Source organism: Micromonospora sp. WMMD730 (genome assembly GCF_049178955.1).
GTDB classification, from domain to species: domain Bacteria; phylum Actinomycetota; class Actinomycetes; order Mycobacteriales; family Micromonosporaceae; genus Micromonospora; species Micromonospora wenchangensis.
Genome location: NZ_JBMHML010000002.1, coordinates 355,974 through 377,744, shown reverse-complemented (window position 1 = coordinate 377,744; position 21,771 = coordinate 355,974). Strand labels below are relative to the sequence as shown.

Sequence of the window (21,771 nt, the reverse complement as noted above, 5' to 3'; positions counted from 1 at the left end):
TGAGCCGACGGTGGCCGTTCTGCGCGGTCACGTACGGTCCCGGACGGCGGAGCGGACCTGCCGGATGCTCTCCAGCACCGCCTGCTCGGCGGAGGCGAGCCGGTCCGGGGTGACCACCACCCCGCCGTGATGGGCCCGGATGAAGTCGTCGAACGCCGCCGCCGTGGTACGCGGGGTGAAGCCGTACTCCCGGGTCAGTCGGCGGGTGTCGACCACCCGGCCGTGCACGATCAGGTCGACCTGGTCGAGGCCGTAGCGGCCGAAGCCGAGGTTACGGGCGATCGCGGCGGCCCCGGACAGCCCCGGCTCCCACACCGGTACGGCCACCCGGCCGGCCCGACGGATCGCCTGGGACAGCGAGAGCACCCCCGGCCCGGCCACGTTGTACGTGCCCGGGTGGTCCTCGGCGACGGACCGGTGCAGCACCTCCAGGGCGTCGTCGAAGTGCACGAACTGGAGCCGGGGGTCACGGCCGAAGACGGTGGGCACCACCGGCCGGGAGAAGTAGCGGGTGAGCGTGGTGTCGGCGGTGGAGCCGATGAACGGGGCGAACCGCAGCACCGTCGCGGTCACGTCGGGCCGACGGCGGCGGAAGCCGCGCACGTACCCCTCGATGTCGAGGATGTCGCGGCCGAAACCGCCGCGCGGCACCTCACGGGGCTCGGTCTCCTCGGTGAAGACCGCCGGGTCGCGGAAGGACGCGCCGTAGGCGGCGGTCGACGACCGGACCACCAGCTTGCGCAGCCGGGGCGCCCGCTGGCAGGCGGCGAGCAGCTGCATGGTGCCGATGACGTTCTGTTCCTTCATCGCCCCCCGACCGCCGTGCTGCGGGTCGGGGGCGGTGACCAGGGCGAGGTGGACCACGGCGGCGACGTCGAGGTCGGCCAGCAGGCCGCCGAGCGAGTCGAGGTCCAGCCGGACGCGTTCCACCCGGTCGAGCAGGCCGGCGAACTCGGGGCCGGGGGTGGCCGGGTCGATGCCGATCACCCGTTCGATCCGGGGGTCGGCGGCGAGCCGGGCGGCGACGTGCGCGCCGAGGTAGCGACCGACCCCGGTCACGACGACGACCCCCGGAGCACCTGAGGTGCCACCGGGGGTCATCGTGCACGCCCTGACCGGCAGGAGTGATCGAGCCGGGATGTCCGCGGCCTGATCACCTGAGCCTCCGGGGGTCGACAGTTGGCAAGTGGTACCGGACGCCGGGGGTGACCCGGCGTCGGTCACTTGCCGAGACGGCGACGCTGGACGCGGGTCTTGCGCAGCAGCTTGCGGTGCTTCTTCTTAGCCATGCGCTTGCGACGCTTCTTGACCACCGAGCCCATACGACAGCCTTTCAATGCAACGTTCGGGACGGACCCTCGGCGTCGAGATGGTGACGCCGGTGGCCGCTTTACGGACAACGGACCTGGACCAGCCTGGTGGCGTCGGGGCGCACCGGCGCACGGTCAGATCGGGCTCCAGGGTAGCCGGAGAGCGTCAGCAGGACCAACGCGCCCCCGTCGATGCCCGTTACGTCGCGATCGGCGGGGTCAGGCGGTCTCCTGGAACGCCCCCCGCAGATAGTCGTGCACCGCGTGCTCAGGCACCCGGAACGACCGGCCCACCCGCACGGCGGTGAGTTCACCGCTGTGCACCAGGCGGTAGACCGTCATCTTGGAGACCCGCATCACCGAGGCGACCTCGGCGACCGTGAGGAACCTGACGTCCGACAGCCGACCGTCGGAGGACTGCGACCCGGCCATGGCTCACCCGACCCATCCCATGCCCGGCGCGCGCCACCCGACGGAGCTCCCGTACGGGCCGGCAACGCGCGTGTTACCAGTACGGTAGCGGGGCGGCTGTGACCTGCGCGATCCCTTCCCACAACTGATCGCGCTCCAGGCGTCGTTCACCCGGTCGTGACCTGGTGTTCCCCGGTGGCCTACTTCTTCGAGGCCAGGGCCCGGCCGAAGAAGACCAGGTTCGCGGGGCGCTCGGCGAGACGGCGCATCAGGTAGCCGTACCAGTCCTCCCCGTACGGCAGGTAGGTGCGCACCGTGTAGCCCTCGCCGGCCAGCCGGGCCTGCTCCTCGGGGCGGATGCCGTACAGCATCTGGAACTCGAACTCGCCGGGCCCCCGGTCGAACCAGCGGGCCCGGTCCTCGCCGATGGCGATCAGGCGCGGGTCGTGGGTGGCCAGCATCGGGTAGCCCGCCCCGGACATCAGCACGTTGAGGCAGCGCACGTACGACTTGTCCACCTCCCGGGCCGACTGGTACGCCACCGACTCCGGCTCGGCGTACGCGCCCTTGCACAACCGGACCCGCGACCCGGCACCCGCCAGCTCCCGGCAGTCCGACTCGGTGCGCCGCAGGTACGCCTGGAGCACCGCTCCTGTCGACGGGTGGTCCTTGCGCAGCTTGACCAGCGTGTCCAGGGTCGAGTCGGTGGTGGTGTGGTCCTCCATGTCCAGGGTGACCGTGGTGCCCGCCTCGTCGGCCGCCACGCAGATCGCCCGCGCGTTGTCGTAGGCGAGCTGCTCGTCGAAGCGCTGACCGAGGGCGGAGAGCTTCACGCTCACCTCGGCGGCCGGGGTGAGCCCGGCGGCGTCGAGCGCCCGCAGCAGGGCGAGGTACTCGTCCCGGGTGGCGGTGGCCTGGTCGGGGGTGACGGTGTCCTCGCCGAGGTTGTCGAGGGTGACCGTCAGGCCGTCGGCGACGAGTTCGCGGGTGGCGCGCAACGCGTCGTCGGTGCCGGTGCCGGCGACGAACCGGCGGACGACGTCCCGGGTGAACGGGGCCGTCGCGACGAGCCGCTCGACCTGGGATGACCGGGAGGCGGCGAGGATGACGGAACGGAGCATGAGCCGAGCGTAACGCCCGACCGTGCGGCCGCGCCCGGCGGCGGGGCGGACCGGTTCCGGCGGCCGGGCGGACCGGTTCCGGCCACGGCAGCGGGCCGGTCAGGGGACGCGCCGGTGGCGTGGATCAGTTACAACCATGAACGTGGAACGACACCCCCGCCGCCGGCTGCGGTCGGCCTCCGTGCAGCTCGGCGCGCTCACCGCGCTGGCACTCGCCCTCTCCGGCTGCAACCTCACCTCCGACGACGACGATGACGACTGCGCCCTCGGGCCGGTCGGTGGCGGGGACACCGTGGCGCTCGCCATGCAGGTGCCGACCGTGGGCATCGGCCCCCGGGCCGCCGCGCCGGACCCGGTGGCCGGCGCGCTGCCGGAGCGCGGCGGATTCGGCACCCATCTCGCCTCCTGCGGCGGCTGACGGTGCGCCGGGAGCGGGTCACCCCCCGACCGGACTCCGACGCGGTGATCCGTACCCAGGGCCTGGTGTACGTCGACACCGAACTGCCCGACGGCGAGATCATGTCGTACTGGGACGAGTCCGCCGCGTACGCCTTCGACCTCGACGAGGTGCTGCGGCTGGAGGAGGCGACCGAGGAGCTGCACCGGATGTCGGTGGCCGCCGCCGAGCACGTGGTGGCCCGCAACCGGTACGCCGAGTTCGGCATCCCCGCGTGGGCGGCGCAGGCGGTCGCCCGGTCGCTGCACGAGCGCCCACCCACCCTGTACGGCCGGTTCGACCTCGCCTACGACGGCACGTGGCCGCCGAAGCTGCTGGAGTACAACGCCGACACCCCGACCGCCCTGGTCGAGGCGAGCATCGTGCAGTGGTACTGGCTGGAGGACACCCGGCCCGACGCCGACCAGTGGAACAGCCTGCACGAGCGGCTGGTCGGGGCGTGGGCCAAGATCGGGGCGGGGCTGCACGACCGGCGGGTGCACGTGTGCTGGTCCAACGAGGAGGAGTCCGGGGAGGACCAGATCACCGCCGGCTACCTGGCCGAGACGGCCCGGCAGGCCGGGCTGGACGTGACCCTGCTGCCGATCCAGCATGTCGGCTGGGACGGCCGGCGCTTCGTCGACGCCGCCGACCGGCCGGTCACCACCTGCTTCAAGCTCTACCCGTGGGAGTGGATGCTGGCCGAGCCGTACGGCCGACCGGCGCTGGAGCCGGGCACCCCGACCACCTGGATCGAACCGGCCTGGAAGCTGCTGCTGTCGAACAAGGCGCTGCTGGCCGTGCTCTGGGAGCTGTTCCCGGGGCACGAGTACCTGCTGCCGGCGTACCTGGACTCGCCACGCGGGATGCCGGAGTACGTGGCGAAGCCGCTGCTCGGCCGCGAGGGTGGTTCGGTACGCATCGTGACCGGCGACACGGAGATCAGCAATCCCGGGATCTATGGCGACGAGGGTTTCTGCTATCAGGAGTTCCGGCCGTTGCCACAGTTCGACGGGGGCCGAATGGTGCTGGGTAGCTGGATCGTCGACGGCGAGTCGGCAGGCGTCGGCATCCGGGAGAGCGAAAGTCTGATCACCGACGGTTACGCGCGCTTCCTGCCGCACTACATCGACGCGCCGCGTGCCGCGTGAGTCGTCTACCGTTGGTCGGGTGAACTTCGACGCGTACGCCAGGACCGGGGTTGACCTCGTCAACGCCCACCTGGACGACCTCGACGACCTGCGGGCCCTCATTCCGGACGAGAACGCGTGGATGCGCGACGAGGTGGCCGACCGGGACCTGGCGGTCTTCCGACGGGCGCAGAAGCGGTTGCGCGACGTCTTCGAGTACGGCACCTCGGGGCGCGACGCCCAGGCGGTGGCCGAACTGAACGCGCTGCTGGAGGCGTTCCCGGTGCAGCCGCGCATCTCCGGCCACGATTCCAGCGACTGGCACATGCACGTGACCAGCCGGGGCGCCTCGGTCAGCGCCGAATACCTGGCCGGCGCGGCGTGGGGCCTGTCGGTGTGGCTCTGCGAGTACGGCAGCGCCCGGTTCGGGGTCTGCGCCGACGAACGTTGCGGCAACGTCTACCTGGACACCTCGTCGAACTGCTGCCGCCGGTTCTGCTCGGAGCGCTGCGCCACCCGCTCGCACGTGGCCGCCCACCGCGCCCGCAAGCGCGCCGCCGAACAACCCACCCTCACCCCGGTCCCCTGACCCCTCCCCCGCGCTCAGGCGTTGAGGGGGGTGGGGGCGGTGAGGTGGGCGCGGGCGAAGGCCAGGGATTCGCGGAGGTCGGACTCGCGGACGGCGCGGCTCTTGGCGCCCCGGGTGGTCACCTCCACCGCGACCGAGCCGGTGAAGCCGCGTCCGGCCAGGGAACGCAGCAGCTCGGCGCAGGGCTGGGTGCCCCGGCCGGGCACCAGGTGCTCGTCGCGGCCCTCCCCGGTGCCGTCGCCGAGGTGGACGTGGGCCAGGCCGGTGCCCATCCGGTCGGCCATCGCCAGCGGGTCGCTGTGCGACGCGGCGCAGTGCGACAGGTCGAGGGTGTACGCGGGGTAGCCGACCTCGGTCGGGTCCCAACCGGGCACGTACGGCACGAACTGCCGGCCGGCCATCCGCACCGGGTACATGTTCTCCACCGCGAAGTGCAGCCCGGTGAACCGGTCGGCGACGGTGCGCAGCCCGTCGGCGAAGTTGCGGGCGTAGTCGCGCTGCCAGGTGAACGGCGGGTGCACCACCACCGTGGGCGCCTCCAGCGTGTCGGCCAGCTCGGCGGCCCGCCGCAGCCGCTCCCACGGGTCGGGGCTCCACACCCGCTGGGTGACCAGCAGGCAGGGGGCGTGCACGGACAGCACCGGGACGCCGTAGTGCTTGGCGAGGCCGCGCAGCGCCCCGGCGTCCTGGCTGACGGCGTCGGTCCAGACCATCACCTCGACCCCGTCGTAGCCGAGTGCCGCGGCGAGCTGGAACGCCGCCGCGGTCCGCTCAGGGAAGACCGAGGAACTGGACAGGAGCACCGGGACGCGGGAAGTCACATCCCCGAGGGTAACCGGGGCCGCCACCACAGTTCCGGACGAGCAGCAGCAAAAGCCGCGCAACGACCGGCGTACGTCACATCGGTTCGAGCTGATCCAACCGTCTGAGGATGACGCCCTCACGCAGCGCCCACGGGCAGATGTCCACCGCCGGCACGTCGAGCCGGCGCAGCACCGCCTCGGCCACCACCGCCCCGGCCAGCAACTGGTGGGCCCGGCCGGCACTCACCCCCTCCAGCTCGGGCAGCTGGGCCGGCGGGATGTGCCGGACGAACCCCAGCACCTGCCGCAGCCCCGTGCGGGTGAGGCTGCGCCGCGCCCACAGGCCCGCCGAGGAGGGGGCCGCCCCGGCCAGCCGGGCCAGTGTCCGGAAGGTCTTCGAGGTGGCGACCGGCCGCTCCCAGCCCACCCCGGCCAGTTTCTCCACCACCGGGTCGAGCTGCGCGTCGACGTACTCCCGCAGCTCCTCGACGGCCTCTGCGGTCGGCGGGGTCAGCCCGGACGGGTCGACGTGCAGCCGGTCCCGGCTCAACCGGCCGGCACCCAGCGGCAGCGACACCGCCACCTCCGGGTCCTCGTCGATGCCGGCCGCCAGCTCCAGCGAGCCGCCGCCGATGTCCATCGCCAGCAACCGCCCCGCCGACCAGCCGAACCAACGCCGGACCGCGAGGAACGTCGCCCGCGCCTCGTCCGCACCGGAGAGCACCTCCAGCCGTACGCCGGTCTCCTCCCGCACCCGGGTCAGCACCTCGGCCGCGTTGGTGGCGTCGCGCACCGCGCTGGTCGCGAAGGCCAGCAGGTCGTCGGCGGCCAGCGCGGTGGCCGATGCCCGGGCCGCCCCGACCGCCTCGACCAGCCCGTCGGCACCGGCCCGGGTGAGTGCGCCGTCGGGGCCGATCTGCTCGGCCAGCCGCAGCACCACCTTCTCGGAGTGCGCCGCCCACGGGTGAGCGCCGTGGTGGGCGTCGACCACCAGCAGATGAACCGTGTTGGAACCGACGTCGAGCACACCCAGCCGCATGGGAAGACCCTAGGGCCACCGGGTTTCGGTGGCACGCCGGCCGGCCGCACCGGGCGCGCGTACGCTGGGCCGGGTGACGAGCCAGGTGGAGCTGCACGTGCTGGTGGACGCCCCCGACGACCCCCGCAGCCGGGAGGTCGGGCTGGATTTCCCCCGGGAGTGGATCGAGTTCGTCGACCCGGCCGACGAACGGCACCTGGTGCGCGCCGACCTCACCTGGCTGCTGTCCCGCTGGACGTGCGTGTTCGGCCGGGGCTGCCACGGCATCGTCGCCGGCCGGGCCGCCGACGGCTGCTGCTCGCACGGCGCGTTCTTCACCGACACCGACGACGAGAAGCGGGTCCGGGCGGCCGTCAAGCGGCTCACCCCGCAGACCTGGCAGCACTTCCGCAAGGGTACGAAGAACTGGACCGCGACCGACACCATCGACGGCAAGAACCCGGCCCGACGGACCGCCACCCGGGGCGAGGACGCCCCGTGCGTGTTCCTCAACGACGCCGACTTCCCCGGCGGGGGCGGGTGCGCGCTGCACGGCCAGGCGCTGCGCGACGGCGTGCACCCGCTGGAGTACAAGCCGGACGTGTGCTGGCAGTTGCCGATCCGCCGGGACCAGGAGTGGACCACCCGCCCCGACGACACGAAGGTGCTGGTGTCGACGCTCGCCGAGTTCGACAGGCGGGGCTGGGGCTCCGGCGGGCACGACCTGGACTGGTGGTGCACCTCGTCGACCGACGCGCACGTCGGCACCGAGCCGATGTACCTGTCGTACGGCCCGGAGCTGACCGCGCTGGTCGGCGCACCCGCTTACGCGAGGCTGGCCGAGCTGTGCGCGGCCCGGCTGAGCCAGGGCCAGATCGCCCCGCACCCGGCCAGCCCGCAGGGGTGAACGCCGTGCCGGCCTACGGCTCGAACTTGTAGCCCAGCCCGCGCACGGTGACGATGAACCGGGGCGCGGACGGCTCCGGTTCGATCTTGGAACGCAGCCGCTTGACGTGCACGTCGAGGGTCTTGGTGTCCCCGACGTAGTCGGCCCCCCAGACCCGGTCGATGAGCTGCCCCCGGGTGAGCACCCGGCCGGCGTTGCGCAGCAGCAGTTCCAGCAGCTCGAACTCCTTGAGCGGAAGCTGCACGGCGGCCCCGTCGACGGTGACCACGTGCCGCTCGATGTCCATCCGGACCGGGCCGGCGGCCAGCGTCGGGGCCCCCGACTCGGTCACCTCGGGGCTCTGCCGGCGCAGCACCGCCCGGATCCGGGCCACCAGCTCCCGGGGCGAGTACGGCTTGGTCACGTAGTCGTCGGCGCCGATCTCCAGCCCGACCACCTTGTCGATCTCACTGTCCCGGGCGGTCACCATGATGATCGGCACGTGCGAGCGCTGCCGCAGCTGCCGGCAGACCTCCGTCCCGGACATCTCCGGGAGCATCAGGTCGAGCAGCACGATGTCCGCGCCGGTCCGGTCGAACTCGGTGAGGGCGGAGGTGCCCGTCGCGGCGACGGAGACCTCGAAACCCTCCTTGCGGAGCATGTACGACAGGGCGTCGGAGAACGACTCCTCGTCCTCGACCACCAGTACGCGGCTCAACGGGGTGTTTCCTTTCCTACGGTCAGGCCCGGCGCAGGGTCGGTCGGGCCGGGTCGATACCAGCGGACGGCAGTAGCGACTCCAGGGCGTCCGGAGGGCTGGCGGGTAGCCGGAGGGTGAACGTCGACCCCCCACCCAGGGTGCTCGCCACCTCCACCCGGCCGCCATGGTTGCTGGCGATGTGTTTGACGATGGCCAGGCCGAGGCCGGTGCCACCGGTGGCGCGGGAGCGGGCCTGGTCGGCCCGGTAGAACCGTTCGAAGATCCGGTCGACGTCGGTGGGGGCGATGCCGATGCCCTGGTCGGTGACGGAGACCGTGACGTGGTCGTCGTCGGCCCGGGTGACGACCCGCACGGTGGTGTCCTCGCCGGAGTAGGTGATCGCGTTCTCCACCAGGTTGGACACGGCGGTGGCGAGCTGACTGTCGCTGCCGTACGCGGTCAGGCCCCGCTGTCCTTCGGTGACCACCTGGACCCGGCGGGCGGTGGCCGAGGTGCGGGTCCGGTCGAGCACCTCGGCGATCACCCAGTCGACCGCGACGGGTTCCGGCGCGGGTTGCGGCTCGGCGCCCTGGAGCCGGGTCAGCTCCAACAGCTCCTGCACCAGCCGGCCGAGCCGGGTCGACTCGTGCTGGATGCGCTCGGCGAACCGGCGGGCGGCCAGCATGTCCTCGGAGAGGTCGGGTGCACCGTCGGCCGGCTCGGTGGCGTCGACGAGCGCCTCGGCGAGCAGTTGCAGCGCCCCGATCGGGGTCTTCAGCTCGTGGCTGACGTTGGCCACGAAGTCCCGCCGGACCCGGGCCAGCCGGTGTGACTCGGTCACGTCGGCGGCTTCGACGGCGATGTACCCGCCGCCGATGCCCATCGCCCGCAGGTGCACGCCGAGCGGGTTCTCCCCGGCGTTGTCGCGGCCACGGGGCAGGTCGAGCTCGATCTCGCGTCGCACCCCGGTCCGCCGGACCTGTCCGGCGAGGGTACGGATCAGCGGGTGGGCCGCGATGGAGCCGGGGGTGGCGCCGGTACGGAGCAGTCCCATCGCCCGGGCGGCCGGGTTCACCAGCACCGGTACGTCGTCCGGGCCGAGCACCACGACGCCGGCGCGCAGCGAGTCGATGGTCTTGCGGCCGAGCCCGCTGAGCCCGCCGGACTGGTCGTCGGGAATCGCACGCCTCCCCAGGTTCCCGTGGGGGCCCTCGCCCCCGGGCGACGCCGCACGGCGTCGCCAGGTCTGGACGGGACGCGCCAGCAGCAGCCCGGCGACCAGTCCGGTCACCAGGGCCACCACGATCGCCACCGCCCATTCCATGCGGCGATCGTAGGGTCATTGTTAACCTGGCTATCGCCCATAACAGGACGAACCACACTCGCTTTGGCAGAAATTCACTCCCGGGCCCCGCGTCGTTCATCCGGGTTCATCTGGGCTCCCGTCACCCCCGCCTACGGTGGGTCGCGCACCTGCTCAACCCGTACGCCAACGGTCCCCGCGACCACCGGCGGCACCGACCCCAGGAAGTGACGATGCGCGACGAGTTCCGGGCCGACCTGCAGATCGTCAGCCAACTGCTGGTGGACATGGCCGACGGCGTACGCGCCGCGATGCGCCAGGCCACCCGCGGCCTGCTGACCGCCGACCGCGAGGCGTCCGAGGCCGTGATCGCGCGGGACGCCGAGATCGACGACCTCTACCAGCACGTCGAGGAGCGGGTCTGTGACCTGCTCGCCCGCCAGGCGCCGGTCGCCTCCGACCTGCGCGCGATGATCACCGCGCTGCACGTCGCGGCCGACCTGGAGCGGATGGGCGACCTGGCCGACCACGTGGCGAAGACCGCGCTGCGCCGGCACCCCTCCCCGGCGGTACCGGCCGAGCTGCGGCCCGTCTTCACCGACATGGCCTCGGTCGCCGACCGGATGGCCGAGAAGATCGCCAAGGTGCTGGCCACCCCCGACGCCGACATCGCCGCCGAACTGGACCGCGACGACGACGTCATGGACGACCTGCACAAGAGCCTGTTCGGCATGCTGCTCGGCGACGAGTGGCCGTACGGGGTGGAAACCGCCATCGACGCCACCCTGCTCGGCCGGTTCTACGAGCGGTTCGCCGACCACGCGGTCAACGCCGGTGAGCGGGTGGTCTACCTGATCACCGGGGAGACCACCCCCGCCGCCGGCTGACCCGCACCGCCCGACGACGGGACAGGGATCCCGGCCCGGCGATCTCCGCCGGGCCGGGAGCCCTGTCGTCAGCTCAGCGGCCCTGGTTGGCGACGGCGGCAGCGGCCTCCTTGGCGGCGGCCGGGTCGAGGTAGGTCCCGCCCAGGGTGAGCGGGCGCAGCTGCGGGTCGAGGTCGTAGCGCAGCGGGATGCCGGTGGGGATGTTCAGCTTGGCGATCGCCTCGTCGGAGATCTGGTCGAGGTGCTTGACCAGGGCGCGCAGCGAGTTGCCGTGCGCCGCCACCAGCACGGTGCGGCCGGCGAGGATGTCCGGCACGATCGAGTCGTACCAGTACGGGAGCATCCGCGCCACCACATCCTTGAGGCACTCGGTGCGCGGCATCAGCTCGGTCGGCAGCAGCGCGTACCGCGGGTCGCCGACCTGGGAGAACTCGTCGTCGTCGGCGATCGGCGGCGGCGGCGTGTCGTACGAGCGACGCCAGAGCATGAACTGCTCCTCGCCGTACTCGTCCAGGGTCTGCTTCTTGTTCTTGCCCTGCAGGGCGCCGTAGTGCCGCTCGTTGAGCCGCCACGACCGGCGCACCGCGATCCAGTGCCGGTCGGCGGCGTTCAGCGCCAGCTCGGCGGTGCGGATCGCCCGGCGCATCACGCTGGTGTGCACCACGTCCGGCAGCAGGTCGTGCTCGCGCAGCAGTTCGCCGCCGCGGCGCGCCTCCGCCTCACCCTTGGCGGTCAGGTCGACGTCGACCCAGCCGGTGAAGAGGTTCTTCGCGTTCCAGTCGCTCTCGCCGTGCCGCAGCAGGACCAGCGTCCCGACGGTGGGCCCCTCGCTCGCAGTCATGCCGATCATCCTGCCGCACGGCGTCCGGGGACACGCGGGCGGTGGTGGTGACGACCACCACGTGGAAAAACGGATGACCGGTGTCCGCCCCCGGAACTAGGTTGTAAGGCGCTTCAAGGACAGCGGTCATTACCTGAGCGGGGGCGCGGGCGTGCGGACGGTACGGGGTTGGTTCCGGGAGACCACAGGCGGGCTACCGAGGACCTTCTGGTACCTCTGGACGGGCACCCTGATCAACCGGCTCGGCTCGTTCGTGCTGGTCTTCCTCGCCATCTACCTGACCCAGGCCCGCCACTTCTCGGCCGCCCAGGCCGGCCTGGTGATGGGCCTGTGGGGGGTCGGCGGCGCGGTCGGCACCACCGTGGGCGGCACCCTGGTCGACCGCTGGGGACGGCGGCCCACCCTGCTCACCGCCCACCTGGGCGCGGCCACCATGATGCTGACGCTCGGCTTCGCCCGGCCGCTCTGGGCGGTCGCGGTGGGCGCGCTGCTGCTCGGCACGTTCGCCGAGGCCGCCCGGCCGGCCTTCGGGGCCATGATGATCGACGTGGTGCCGGAGCGGGACCGGCTGCGCGCGTTCTCGCTCAACTACTGGGCGATCAACCTGGGCTTCGCCTGCGCCGCCGTGCTCGCCGGCCTCGCCGCCGAGGCCGGCTACCTGCTGCTGTTCGTGGTCGACGCGGCCACCACCCTGGTCACCGCGCTGATCATCTTCGTCAAGGTCGGCGAGACCCGCCGCGCCCCGACGACCAGCGCCGTCAAGGGTGCGACGAGCGGCCCGCCCCGGGTGGGTGCGCTGCGCACCATCGCCGCCGACCGGGTGTTCCTGGGGTTCGTCGTGCTCAACCTCTTCGGCGCGCTGGTCTTCCTCCAGCACATCTCGATGCTGCCGATCGCGATGGGCGACGCCGGCCTGTCCCCCGCCACCTACGGCTCGGTGATCGCGCTCAACGGGGTGCTGATCGTGGTGGGGCAGCTCTTCGTCCCCCGGCTGATCCGTGGGCGGAGCCGGTCGCACGTGCTCGCCCTCGCCTCGGTGGTGATGGGGGTCGGCTTCGGGCTGACCGCGTTCGCCGACGCCGCCTGGTTCTTCGGGCTGACCGTGCTGATCTGGACGCTCGGCGAGATGCTCAACTCCCCGTCCAACGCCACCCTGATCGCCGAACTCTCCCCGGCCGAGCTACGGGGCCGCTACCAGGGTGTCTTCTCGCTGTCCTGGCAGGTGGCCGGGGCGGTCGCCCCACTGCTCGGCGGACTGGTCCGGGAACACGCCGGCAACGCCACGCTCTGGCTGGGCTGCGCCGCGATCGGCGTGGCGACCGCGCTGGCCCACCTGCTCTCCGGGCCGGCCCGGGAACGCCGGGCGACCCGCCTGCGCCGCCCCGAGGTTCCCGTCGTGCCGGTCACCGCCGTCGGACCGCCGGCCCCGCAGTCGGCCGAGGCTGCCGCGACCGCACCCGCCGAGCCGGTCCCGGCCCGCACCCCCGCCTGAGTACGCCCCCACCGCGCCTGCGGTGGCACCGGTTCAAACGGCAGAGCGCCCACCGGCGACCGATGGTCGCGGTGGGCGCTCGTACCGCCTGCCCGGCGGCGGCGGGCGACCCTCACCCCCGTAAGCGTCGCCCGCTCGCGCCGCCGGTTCCCGGGTGGCACCGTCCCCCAACGGTGTGACCCACCCGATTGCGTCTCGCTCGGTGCACGGATCTGATCGATCCGCCGCTCCCCCGAACGTTTCCGAGCGTGACGCGGTGCAATAAAGTTAGTTCGCCCGGATTCCGGATTCAACCTTCGAGCACTGTCTCGCCGGTCACAACACCGACCGTCCCCGCTCCGGTGCTCCTGTTCCGGGCTCCGTGACTGCCAACACGCGGCTACCCGGCAGCCATTCCGGTAAACCCCTCAGCCGTCTTCCCGATCGGGTGACTCGGTCCGGAAGAAGTTGCTCGGCCGGCCGTCCCGCAACTGCTCCTGGAAGATCAGGTTCAGCTTGCGCGAGTCGAACGTCCGGAACCAGTCGTCCCAGGTCACCACCCGCAACCGGCGGCTCTCCCGGTAACCCGGCAGGTCGAAGGTGAGCACCCCCGGCCGGCCGTTGCGCTCGGTACCGGCGATGGTCGCCGGCTTGGCGCCCCGGGCCGCGGCCCAGTTCCGGATCACCTGGTGGTTGGTGGTCACCAGGCTGCGCCCGGGACGTTCCGGACGGTCCGCCGGAGACGTGATGAGCTGCGCGGAGCGCACCGAACGGGAGGTGGACCGGCCGGTGCGCACGCCCGTGGCGCGGGCGGCCTTCGCCGGCGTCGCCTTCGCCCGCGTACGCGACGGATTGGCCTTCGCGGCCCCGGCCGTGCTCCGGCGGGCGGGTGCCCGGCCGGACGGGCCGGTGCTGCGGCGGGCGGCGCCGCCGGCCCGTCCCTCCGCGCGCAACGTCCGCGCGAGCGCCTTCACCAGTTCCGGCTTACGCAACGCGGAGATCCCGGAGACCCCCCGCCGACGCAACTGACCCCGGATCTCGTCGACCCTCATCCGGGAGATCTCCGACTCGGAGATGCCCGGCGTGTTCGGGGTCCGGTTGCCGGCCTGACGCGTGGTCCCGGTCGCCGTCGCGCCGCGACCTGAGCTGTTCCGCTGAGCCATGACACGCTCCTCGACAGTCCGTCCTCGGCCTGCGGCGGGTCCCACACTGCCGCGCCGCAGCGCTGCGGCATACCCGTCAGGACCGGTCCGAACCTCCGGCGGACGGGGTGAACAGGTGGGCGAAGGCGGCCAGGTTCGCGGTCGACTCGCCCCGCTTGACCCGCCACTCCCACTCCCGGCGGATGGAACTGCCGAACCCGATCTCCAGCATGGTGTCGAAGGACTCGTCGGCGTAGCTGAGCACCGCGCCGAGCAGCCGGTCCAGCTCGTCGGCGTCGACGGCGGACGGGTTGACCCGCCCGGTGAGGTAGACGTCGCCGACCGCGTCGATCGAGAACGCCACCCCGTACATCCGGGCGTTGCGTTGCAGCAGCCACGCCCACAGCTCCTCGCGCCGCTCGTCGGGCTGGCGCATCACGAACGCCTCGACCCGCAGCGCGTGCTCGCCGACGATCAGGTTGCAGATCGTCTTCAGCTTGTGGGTGCCCGGCAGGGTGACCGCGTACGAGCCCTCGCCGGTGGCTTCCCAGTCCAGTTCCCGTTCGGTGCAGACCGCCTCGATCAGGGCCGCCAGCTCGCTCTTCGCGCTCATCGGACCCACTCTACGGCCGCCGTGGCCGCCCCACCCGGCGACGAGGGGCGGGGCACCCGGTCACCAGGAGCCGGTGAGCGCCGGACCGTCGGCCAGCCGGGCCGCCAGCCGCTCCCGGTGCCCGGTGACCGCCTCGCCGTAGACGGCGAGCAGCCCGGAGACGGTGCGCTCCCAGGAGAAGCTGCGGGCGTGCCGGGCGGCCCCCCGACCCAGCGTCTCCCGACCGGCCCGGTCGGGCAGCAGCCGGGCCAGCGTACGGGCCCAGTCGGTCGGATCGTGGCCGTGCACGAGCACGCCGCTGACCTGGTCGCGCACGGCGGTGACCAGGCCACCCACGGCGGCGGCGACCACCGGCGTGCCGCAGGCCTGCGCCTCCAGGGCCACCAGCCCGAAGGACTCGTTGTGCGAGGGCACCGCCACCAGGTCGGCCGCCCGGTAGAGGGCGGGCAGGTCGTCCCCGGTGCGCGGCGGCAGGAAACGCACCCGGTCGGCCACCCCCAACGAACCGGCCAGCTCGATCAGGGAGGTGGGCCGGTCCAGGCCGCTGCCACTCGGGCCGCCGCAGATCACCACGGTCACCTGGTCGGCGAGGGCCGGATCGCGCTCGCGCAACGCGGCGACCGCGCGGACCAGCACGTCGGGGGCCTTCAACGGCTGGATCCGGCCGACGAACGCGACGACGTACCCGTCGGTGGGCAGGCCCAGCCGACGACGGGCGGCGCGGGTCGTGACCTCCCGGTCCCCGGCGACGGGTCGGAACCGCGCCAGGTCCACCCCCGGTTCGACGACCGTCACCCGGGCCGGGTCGGCGGCGTACCTGTCGATCAGGTCGGTGGCCTCCGCCCGGGTGTTCGCGACCAGCCGGTCGGCCTCGGCGACCACCTGTTCCTCGCCGATCACCCGGGCCTTCGGCTCCGGCCGGTCACCGGCGGCGAGCTGGGCGTTCTTCACCTTCGCCAGGGTGTGCGCGGTGTGCACCAGCGGCACCCCCCAGCGCTCCTTGGCCAGCCAGCCGACCTGGCCGGAGAGCCAGTAGTGCGAGTGGATCAGGTCGTAGTGGCCCGGTGGGCGGGCCGCCTCGGCCCGCAGCACCCCGGCGGTGAAGGCACAGAGCTGACCGGGCAGCTCCTCCTTGGTCAGCCCCTCCAGCGGGCCGGAGGTGACGTGCCGGACGTGCACCCCGGGGGCCATCTCCACCACCGGGGGCAGGTCACCGGAGGTGGCCCGGGTGAAGATCTCCACCTCGACGTTCGCCTCGGCGAGCCGGCGGGCGACCTCCAGGATGTAGACGTTCATGCCACCCGCGTCGCCGGTGCCCGGTTGGTGCAACGGTGAGGTGTGCACCGACAGGGTGGCGATCCGGCGGGGCCGCGGCCACGGCAGGGAACCTCGCTGACGACCGACACCGGTGTGCTGATCCGCCACGTCCGCTCCTTCTGTCACGGTTGATGCCGTCCCGCACGACCGGCGCTCCTCGGACAACCTTCGCGCCGGATGCAATCTTCCCCATCGGGCTTCGGAAATGCCTCGCCCCGGGCCGCGGGCGTGACGGACCTCATCACGGGGCCCGGAGCGGCCGGTCACGCCGCCAGGGTGAGAATGACCTGATGACCTCTGTCGCGATCGTCACCGGGGCGTCCAGCGGGATCGGCGCGGCCACCGCCCGCCGGCTCGCCGCCGAGGGTTTCCACGTGCTCGCCGCCGCCCGCCGCACCGACCGGCTCGCCGGTCTGGTCGCCGAGATCGCGGCGGCCGGCGGCAGCGCCACCGCAGTGGCCTGCGACGTCACCTCGGACGAGTCGGTGGCCGGGCTGGCCCGCGCCGCCGCCGACGCCCCCGGCCCGGTCACCGTCCTGGTCAACAACGCCGGCGGGGCGCGCGGGCTGGACCCGGTGGAGACCGGCTCGGTCGCCGACTGGCAGTGGATGTACGACGTGAACGTGCTCGGCACGCTGCGGGTCACCCAGGCCCTGCTGCCGGCCCTGGAGCGCTCCGGCGCCGGCACCGTCGTGGTGCTCTCGTCCACCGCCGGTTTCACCGTCTACGAGGGCGGCGGCGGATACAGCGCGGCCAAGCACGCGCAGACCGCCGTGGCGGGCACCCTGCGGTTGGAGCTGTGCGGCCGGCCCGTCCGGGTGGTGGAGATCGACCCCGGGATGGTCCGGACGGAGGAGTTCAGCCTGAACCGCTTCGGCGGGGACGCGGCGAAGGCCGACGCCACCTACGCCGGGGTGGCGCAGCCGCTGGTGGCCGACGACGTCGCCGAGTGCGTCGCCTGGTGCGCCACCCTCCCGCACCACGTCAACGTGGACCGTCTGGTGGTCCGCCCGCTGGCCCAGGCCGCCCAGCACAAGGTGCACCGGGTCGGGTCGTGACCCGGGATGGCTGACCGGGGTCGGCAGCGGCCGGTGGGGTTGGTGACCCGGGGGACGACGAACCCGAACCGGCTCCGCCGGGTCGACAACTGGATCGTCGAGACCTGCGGCGACCGGCTACGGGCCGCCGCCGACCCGCTGGTGGTGGACCTCGGTTACGGCGCCACCCCGGTCACCGCCGTCGAGCTGCGCGACCGGCTGGCCGCCCGGGTCCGCGCCGGCGTCCGGGTGGTCGGGCTGGAGATCGATCCGGTACGGGTGGCCGCCGCCGCGCCGGCCGCCGACCCACCGGGGTTGACGTTCGCCCGGGGCGGCTTCGAACTGGCCGGGTTGCGGCCCACCGTGGTCCGGGCGTTCAACGTGCTCCGCCAGTACGACGAGAGCGAGGTCGCCGACGCCTGGCGGACTGTCACCGACCGGCTCGCCCCGGGCGGGGTGCTGGTCGAGGGCACCTGCGACGAGCTGGGCCGGCTGGCCGGCTGGCTGCTGATCGACTCCACCGGCCCCCGGACGCTGACCCTGGCCGCCCGGCTGGCCACGCTGGAGAGCCCGGCCCGGTTGGCCGAGCGCCTGCCGAAGGCGCTGATCCACCGCAACGTGCCGGGCGAACGTATCCACGCCCTGCTCCGCGCCCTGGACGACGCCTGGCAGGCAGCCGCCGGGCTGGCCCCGTTCGGCCCCCGCCAACGGTGGCTGACCGCCGTCGGCACCCTCCGGTCCACCGGCTGGCCCGTCCTCGACCGCCCCCACCGTTGGCGTCACGGCGAACTCACCCTCCCCTGGCCCACCATCGCCCCCACCTGACCGCCCCACCCCCACCCCCACCCCCACCCCCACCCGCACCCGCGCGCCCGTGCCCCGCGCCCGCCGTGTTGATCAAGAGCTTTGCGTCAGAATCCGCCGCCGGCGTGACGCAAACCTCTTGATCACCCGACCCACCCGGCCCGGCCCGCCCCACCCCGACGGGGGCGGCACCGGTGATCAAGAGGTTTGCGTCAGCTGGCCGCCCGAGAACGGCTCCAACCTCTTGATCACGCCCACCGGCACCGGCCACCTCGGCACCATGCGCCGCCCCGCCGGGATGGGCTCGGTGATCAAGAGGTTTGCGTCACGGGGGCGGGCCAGGATGACGCAAACCTCTTGATCAACACGGGCGGGGCCGGCGGGGCGGGTGGGGGTTAGAGGGTGCAGTTGATGAGGACGGGTTCGGGGTGGAGGGGGACGGCGAAGCGGGTGTGGACGCCGTCGCGGATCTCCCGGGCGAGGGCGATCAGGTCGGCGGTCCGGGCGGTGCCGCTGTGGTTGGTCAGGGCCAGGGTGTGCTTGCCAGAGATGGCGGTGCCACCCGGCCCGGGGTGCCCCTTGGCGAAGCCCGCCTTGTCGATCAGCCAGGCGGCGCTGACCTTCACCAGGTCACCGGGGCAGGGCCAGGAGGGGGGTTCGCCGATGTCGGCGGCGCGCTCGCGCAGCAGGTCGTACGCCGCCCGGTCGAGTACCGGGTTGGTGAAGAACGAGCCGACCGACCAGGTGTCCGGGTCGGCGGGATCGAGCACCATGCCCTTGCCGGCGCGCAGGGTCAGTACCGTGTCCCGGGCGGCGGCCAGCGGCACCCGGTCACCGACCTCGACGCCGAGCGAGCGGGCCAGTTCGGCGTAGCGGACCGGCCCGGACACCGGTGAGCGGTCCAGCCGGAAGTCGACCGAGAGCACCACCCAGCGGTCGCTGTACTTGAAGATGCTCCCCCGGTACGCGAAGCCGCAGTCCTGGGCGGCGACGGTGGTGAGCCGGTCCTCGGCGCGGTCGTACACCTGGACGCCGGTGATCCGTTCGGCGACCTCCTGGCCGTACGCGCCGACGTTCTGGATGGGGGTGGCGCCGGCCGAGCCGGGGATGCCGGAGAGGCACTCCAGGCCGGACCAGCCGTTGCCGACGGTGGCGGCGACGAGGTCGTCCCAGGGTTCGCCGGCTTCGACCCGTACGGTGACGGTGTCGGTGTCCTCGGCGACCACGGCGAAGCCCCGCGACCGGATCAGCACGACGGTGCCGGGGAAACCGGCGTCCCCGACGACCACGTTGCTGCCGCCGGCCAGGACCAGCACCGGTTCGTCGCGCCGGTGCGCCTCGCGGACCCGGTGGACGATCTCGTCGGCGCTGGTGGCGGCCACGCAGCGGGCGGCGGGGCCACCGAGGCGCAGGGTGGTGTATTCCGCCAGGGCGGCCGGATCGGCGGGTTGCGCGTCCGTTGTCGGTTTGGCGTAGACGTCTGACACGCCTTTCACCCTAGGCTGAGGGGTAGCCGCGGCACCCACTGGTCGCCGGGTCACCCCGGGGAGGATTGCGATGAGCAGACTGCACGCTACGAAGGACTTCTGGTTGGGAGCGCTCCGGGTCGACGGCCCGGCGTTCGCCGCGGCCGTCGCCGAGGCCCCGCCGGAGACACCCGTGCTGTCCTGCCCGGGGTGGACGGTGGCGGACCTGACCGTGCACCTGGCCGGCCTCTACCACTGGGTGCACTCCGTGGCCGGCGCCGGGGACACCGCGCAGCCGGCGAGCCGCGACGACACCATCGACCTGCCCGCCGGGTTGACGCCGCTCCAGCTCTGGCAGCACGAGTACGACCGGTTGATGACCCTCTTCGACGCGCTCGACCCGGAGGCCCCGGCGTGGAACTGGGCGCCGCAGCCGAAGAAGGCCGGGTTCTGGACGCGGCGGATGGCGCACGAGACGGCGGTGCACCGGTGGGACGCCCAGCTCGCGATCGCCGCCGGTGACCCGATCGAGGCGAAGCTCGCCACCGACGGGGTCAGCGAGGTGCTGGACACCTGGCTGCCGGCCGGTCGGCGCAGCGGTTCGGGGCAGTGGCAGGGGGTGGTGCACCTGACCGCCAGCGACGCCGCGCAGGACTGGTACCTGCGGATGCGTGGTGAGGGGGTGGCGCTGCTGGACACCGCGACGGTCTTCGGGCACGACGACCACCACGCCCGGGTGCAGGTCACCGGCTCGGCCAGCGACCTGCTGCTGGCGCTCTGGGGCCGGATCAGCTTCGACACCCTGGGGGTGGCGGGGGACCGTTCCCTGCTGGAGGGCCTGCGCGTCGGCTGACGCCCGCCCCCACCGTACGCCGCGTACCGAGAGCGGCCGTTCCTGCCGGGACGGCCGCTCTCGGCGTTCCCGGTGTTAGCTCCGGGCGGGCCGTGCGGTCTGAGAGAGCGCTCTCTTGACAGGAGCCCATCGACCCACCACCCTGTCGTGAGAGCGCTCTCTCACCGAGATCGAATCCGGGCCGACGACCCGTGCGGCCCGCTCATACGCAGGTCCACACCCCACCACCCGACCTGAGAGGGGTCCCGACCCATGGGTGTCTTTTCCCGCCGCCGCCTCGCGGCGATCGCCCTGGTGGCCACCACCGCGCTGCTCGGCACCACCGCCTGCGGCGGCGACGACGAGGCCGCCGACGGCGGGCCGGTCACGCTGACCGTCGACGTGTTCGGCCAGTTCGGCTACGAGAAGCTCTACCGGCAGTACGAGGCCGACCACCCCGGCATCAAGATCGTGGAGCGGGGCACCGGCGGCAACCTCGACGAGTACTCCCCCAAGCTCACCCAGTGGCTCGCCGCCGGCAAGGGCGCCGGGGACGTGGTCGCCATCGAGGAGGGGCTGCTGGTCGAGTACAAGGCCAACCCGCAGAACTTTGTCAACCTGCTCGACCACGGTGCCGCCGACCTCAGGGGCAACTTCCTGGAGTGGAAGTGGAACGGCGGGCTGACCGCCGACGGCAAGCAGCTCATCGGGCTGGGCACCGACGTCGGCGGGATGGCGATCTGCTACCGCAAGGACCTCTTCGCCGCCGCCGGCCTGCCCACCGACCGGGAGGCCGTGTCCAAGCTCTGGCCCACCTGGCAGGACTACGTGCGGGTCGGCGAGCAGTTCAAGGCCAGGAACACCGGCGCGGCCTTCCTGGACGCCGCCACCAACACCTTCAACACCATCCTGTTGCAGACCGCCGGCAACACCACCGGCTACAGCTACTACGACACCGCCGACAAGCTGGTGGTCGACAGCAATCCGGCGGTACGCCAGGCGTACGACACCACCGTCGACATCATCGACTCCGGCCTGTCCGGCCGGTACGGGGCCTGGTCCGAGGAGTGGGTGTCGGCCTTCAAGCAGGCCAAGTTCGCCACCATCGCCTGCCCGGCCTGGATGACCGGGGTGATCGAGGGCAACGCCGGCCCGGACGCCAAGGGCAAGTGGGACATCGCCCAGGTGCCCGGCAGCGGCGGCAACTGGGGCGGCTCCTACCTGGCGGTGCCGAAGCAGAGCCGGCACCAGGCCGAGGCGATCGAGCTGGCCAAGTTCCTGACCAGCGCCAAGGGCCAGATCGGCGCGTTCCAGGAGAAGGGGCCGCTGCCGTCGTCCCCGCAGGCGCTGGACGACCCGGCGATCGTCAACTCGACGAATGCGTACTTCTCCGACGCCCCGGTCGGCAGGATCTTCGCCGCCGGCGCCAAGAGCCTCAAGCCGGTCTACATGGGCCCCAAGAACCAGGCCGTCCGCACCGAGGTGGAGAACGCCGTGCGCACCGTCGAGCTGGGCCAACGCAACCCCGCCCAGGGCTGGACCGACGCCACCACCAACGCCCGCAAGGCCGCCGCCAAGTAACCCCGTGCGGGGGCGGGGCCGCGGGCCCGATCCGCGGCCCCGCCCCCGGCCGGGCGGGCAGGTGCAGGCCGGG

General features: G+C 72.9%; 23 protein-coding genes. 10 read left to right on the top strand and 13 right to left on the bottom strand.

The genetic code is table 11. The features are described from left to right. Positions 1-27 precede the first annotated feature (27 nt). The 4 genes from ACN265_RS01770 to ACN265_RS01755 all read right to left on the bottom strand — a co-directional run bounded on the left by ACN265_RS01770 (position 28) and on the right by ACN265_RS01755 (position 2,842). Entirely contained in the window at positions 28-1,101 is a 1,074-nt protein-coding gene (locus ACN265_RS01770) for an NAD-dependent epimerase/dehydratase family protein (protein ID WP_204924771.1), read from the bottom strand. A gap of 119 nt (positions 1,102-1,220) precedes the next feature. Next, positions 1,221-1,322, bottom strand: a complete 102-nt coding sequence (locus ACN265_RS01765; protein ID WP_007465623.1) for a 30S ribosomal protein bS22 — start codon at positions 1,320-1,322, stop codon at positions 1,221-1,223. 207 nt (positions 1,323-1,529) lie between these two features. After that, a complete protein-coding gene (locus ACN265_RS01760) occupies positions 1,530-1,742 on the bottom strand; it encodes a helix-turn-helix domain-containing protein (RefSeq protein ID WP_088646105.1) in 213 nt (70 codons plus the stop codon). 179 nt (positions 1,743-1,921) lie between these two features. Further along, positions 1,922-2,842 carry a proline dehydrogenase family protein gene (locus ACN265_RS01755; RefSeq protein ID WP_204924770.1) on the bottom strand — a complete coding sequence of 307 codons (921 nt, stop codon included), beginning with the start codon at positions 2,840-2,842 and terminating at the stop codon, positions 1,922-1,924. Between the two features lie 142 nt (positions 2,843-2,984). Here ACN265_RS01755 and ACN265_RS01750 point away from each other — a divergent pair, with 142 nt between their 5' ends. The 3 genes from ACN265_RS01750 to ACN265_RS01740 are packed head-to-tail and all read left to right on the top strand — an operon-like array spanning position 2,985 to position 4,997. Beyond that, positions 2,985-3,260 carry a hypothetical protein gene (locus ACN265_RS01750; RefSeq protein ID WP_421405816.1) on the top strand — a complete coding sequence of 92 codons (276 nt, stop codon included), beginning with the start codon at positions 2,985-2,987 and terminating at the stop codon, positions 3,258-3,260. A 2-nt stretch (positions 3,261-3,262) separates the two neighbouring features. Then, entirely contained in the window at positions 3,263-4,429 is a 1,167-nt protein-coding gene (locus ACN265_RS01745; protein WP_421405815.1) for a glutathionylspermidine synthase family protein, read from the top strand. Positions 4,430-4,448: 19 nt separating this feature from the next. Continuing rightward, a complete protein-coding gene (locus ACN265_RS01740) occupies positions 4,449-4,997 on the top strand; it encodes a CGNR zinc finger domain-containing protein (protein WP_088646103.1) in 549 nt (182 codons plus the stop codon). A 14-nt stretch (positions 4,998-5,011) separates the two neighbouring features. Here ACN265_RS01740 and ACN265_RS01735 read toward each other — a convergent pair whose 3' ends face one another. After that, positions 5,012-5,818: a sugar phosphate isomerase/epimerase family protein gene (locus tag ACN265_RS01735; protein ID WP_204924768.1), complete on the bottom strand. Its 807-nt coding sequence runs from the start codon at positions 5,816-5,818 to the stop codon at positions 5,012-5,014. Positions 5,819-5,894: 76 nt separating this feature from the next. Further along, entirely contained in the window at positions 5,895-6,839 is a 945-nt protein-coding gene (locus ACN265_RS01730) for a Ppx/GppA phosphatase family protein (RefSeq protein WP_421405814.1), read from the bottom strand. A 73-nt stretch (positions 6,840-6,912) separates the two neighbouring features. On the opposite strand from ACN265_RS01730, the gene ACN265_RS01725 reads away from it, so the two are divergent. After that, positions 6,913-7,725 carry a hypothetical protein gene (locus tag ACN265_RS01725; protein WP_421405812.1) on the top strand — a complete coding sequence of 271 codons (813 nt, stop codon included), beginning with the start codon at positions 6,913-6,915 and terminating at the stop codon, positions 7,723-7,725. A 13-nt stretch (positions 7,726-7,738) separates the two neighbouring features. On the opposite strand, the gene ACN265_RS01720 is transcribed toward ACN265_RS01725, so the two are convergent. Together ACN265_RS01720 and ACN265_RS01715 are read right to left on the bottom strand one after the other, a co-directional pair. Further along, on the bottom strand, positions 7,739-8,422 hold the full coding sequence (locus ACN265_RS01720; protein WP_067314784.1) for a response regulator transcription factor: 684 nt from the start codon (positions 8,420-8,422) through the stop codon (positions 7,739-7,741). 22 nt (positions 8,423-8,444) lie between these two features. Continuing rightward, a complete protein-coding gene (locus ACN265_RS01715; RefSeq protein ID WP_421405811.1) occupies positions 8,445-9,728 on the bottom strand; it encodes a sensor histidine kinase in 1,284 nt (427 codons plus the stop codon). A gap of 212 nt (positions 9,729-9,940) precedes the next feature. On the opposite strand from ACN265_RS01715, the gene phoU reads away from it, so the two are divergent. Further along, positions 9,941-10,594, top strand: a complete 654-nt coding sequence (phoU, locus tag ACN265_RS01710) for a phosphate signaling complex protein PhoU (protein WP_420118550.1) — start codon at positions 9,941-9,943, stop codon at positions 10,592-10,594. Positions 10,595-10,667: 73 nt separating this feature from the next. Here the strand turns inward: phoU and ACN265_RS01705 are convergent, their stop codons facing one another. Further along, positions 10,668-11,435 (bottom strand): phosphoglyceromutase, encoded by a 768-nt coding sequence (locus tag ACN265_RS01705; protein WP_088646098.1) that lies wholly within the window; start codon positions 11,433-11,435, stop codon positions 10,668-10,670. Positions 11,436-11,586: 151 nt separating this feature from the next. Between ACN265_RS01705 and ACN265_RS01700 the strand changes: the two genes are divergently transcribed. Further along, positions 11,587-12,927: an MDR family MFS transporter gene (locus ACN265_RS01700; protein ID WP_204924763.1), complete on the top strand. Its 1,341-nt coding sequence runs from the start codon at positions 11,587-11,589 to the stop codon at positions 12,925-12,927. 407 nt (positions 12,928-13,334) lie between these two features. Here ACN265_RS01700 and ACN265_RS01695 read toward each other — a convergent pair whose 3' ends face one another. The 3 genes from ACN265_RS01695 to mshA all read right to left on the bottom strand — a co-directional run bounded on the left by ACN265_RS01695 (position 13,335) and on the right by mshA (position 16,086). Next, positions 13,335-14,069, bottom strand: coding sequence for a hypothetical protein (locus ACN265_RS01695; protein ID WP_420118553.1), 735 nt, complete (start codon positions 14,067-14,069; stop codon positions 13,335-13,337). 76 nt (positions 14,070-14,145) lie between these two features. Then, positions 14,146-14,661 (bottom strand): YbjN domain-containing protein, encoded by a 516-nt coding sequence (locus ACN265_RS01690; protein WP_088646095.1) that lies wholly within the window; start codon positions 14,659-14,661, stop codon positions 14,146-14,148. A 60-nt stretch (positions 14,662-14,721) separates the two neighbouring features. Continuing rightward, a complete protein-coding gene (gene mshA, locus ACN265_RS01685) occupies positions 14,722-16,086 on the bottom strand; it encodes a D-inositol-3-phosphate glycosyltransferase (RefSeq protein WP_377682039.1) in 1,365 nt (454 codons plus the stop codon). 182 nt (positions 16,087-16,268) lie between these two features. Here mshA and ACN265_RS01680 point away from each other — a divergent pair, with 182 nt between their 5' ends. Beyond that, complete coding sequence (locus tag ACN265_RS01680) at positions 16,269-17,036, top strand: SDR family oxidoreductase (protein WP_421405809.1); 768 nt, start codon at positions 16,269-16,271, stop codon at positions 17,034-17,036. Positions 17,037-17,042: 6 nt separating this feature from the next. Then, the gene (locus ACN265_RS01675; RefSeq protein ID WP_421405808.1) at positions 17,043-17,840 is read left to right on the top strand and encodes a class I SAM-dependent methyltransferase; all 798 of its coding nucleotides are present in this window, start codon (positions 17,043-17,045) and stop codon (positions 17,838-17,840) included. Between the two features lie 374 nt (positions 17,841-18,214). Here ACN265_RS01675 and ACN265_RS01670 read toward each other — a convergent pair whose 3' ends face one another. Beyond that, complete coding sequence (locus ACN265_RS01670; protein WP_420119108.1) at positions 18,215-19,306, bottom strand: UDP-N-acetylmuramate dehydrogenase; 1,092 nt, start codon at positions 19,304-19,306, stop codon at positions 18,215-18,217. A gap of 70 nt (positions 19,307-19,376) precedes the next feature. Here ACN265_RS01670 and ACN265_RS01665 point away from each other — a divergent pair, with 70 nt between their 5' ends. Further along, positions 19,377-20,138, top strand: a complete 762-nt coding sequence (locus ACN265_RS01665) for a maleylpyruvate isomerase family mycothiol-dependent enzyme (protein WP_421405807.1) — start codon at positions 19,377-19,379, stop codon at positions 20,136-20,138. Between the two features lie 252 nt (positions 20,139-20,390). Next, a complete protein-coding gene (locus tag ACN265_RS01660; RefSeq protein ID WP_421405806.1) occupies positions 20,391-21,698 on the top strand; it encodes an ABC transporter substrate-binding protein in 1,308 nt (435 codons plus the stop codon). Positions 21,699-21,771 lie beyond the last annotated feature (73 nt).

What these genes read in the sequence shown, in the direction of transcription:
- ACN265_RS01770 (WP_204924771.1), bottom strand. Translation starts at nt 1,101, where the DNA reads ATGACCCCCGGTGGCACCTCAGGTGCTCCGGGGGTCGTCGTCGTGACC.
- ACN265_RS01765 (WP_007465623.1), bottom strand. Translation starts at nt 1,322, where the DNA reads ATGGGCTCGGTGGTCAAGAAGCGTCGCAAGCGCATGGCTAAGAAGAAG.
- ACN265_RS01760 (WP_088646105.1), bottom strand. Translation starts at nt 1,742, where the DNA reads ATGGCCGGGTCGCAGTCCTCCGACGGTCGGCTGTCGGACGTCAGGTTC.
- ACN265_RS01755 (WP_204924770.1), bottom strand. Translation starts at nt 2,842, where the DNA reads ATGCTCCGTTCCGTCATCCTCGCCGCCTCCCGGTCATCCCAGGTCGAG.
- ACN265_RS01730 (WP_421405814.1), bottom strand. Translation starts at nt 6,839, where the DNA reads ATGCGGCTGGGTGTGCTCGACGTCGGTTCCAACACGGTTCATCTGCTG.
- ACN265_RS01715 (WP_421405811.1), bottom strand. Translation starts at nt 9,728, where the DNA reads ATGGAATGGGCGGTGGCGATCGTGGTGGCCCTGGTGACCGGACTGGTC.
- phoU (WP_420118550.1), top strand. Translation starts at nt 9,941, where the DNA reads ATGCGCGACGAGTTCCGGGCCGACCTGCAGATCGTCAGCCAACTGCTG.
- ACN265_RS01705 (WP_088646098.1), bottom strand. Translation starts at nt 11,435, where the DNA reads ATGACTGCGAGCGAGGGGCCCACCGTCGGGACGCTGGTCCTGCTGCGG.
- ACN265_RS01695 (WP_420118553.1), bottom strand. Translation starts at nt 14,069, where the DNA reads ATGGCTCAGCGGAACAGCTCAGGTCGCGGCGCGACGGCGACCGGGACC.
- ACN265_RS01690 (WP_088646095.1), bottom strand. Translation starts at nt 14,661, where the DNA reads ATGAGCGCGAAGAGCGAGCTGGCGGCCCTGATCGAGGCGGTCTGCACC.
- ACN265_RS01680 (WP_421405809.1), top strand. Translation starts at nt 16,269, where the DNA reads ATGACCTCTGTCGCGATCGTCACCGGGGCGTCCAGCGGGATCGGCGCG.
- ACN265_RS01675 (WP_421405808.1), top strand. Translation starts at nt 17,043, where the DNA reads ATGGCTGACCGGGGTCGGCAGCGGCCGGTGGGGTTGGTGACCCGGGGG.
- ACN265_RS01665 (WP_421405807.1), top strand. Translation starts at nt 19,377, where the DNA reads ATGAGCAGACTGCACGCTACGAAGGACTTCTGGTTGGGAGCGCTCCGG.
- ACN265_RS01660 (WP_421405806.1), top strand. Translation starts at nt 20,391, where the DNA reads ATGGGTGTCTTTTCCCGCCGCCGCCTCGCGGCGATCGCCCTGGTGGCC.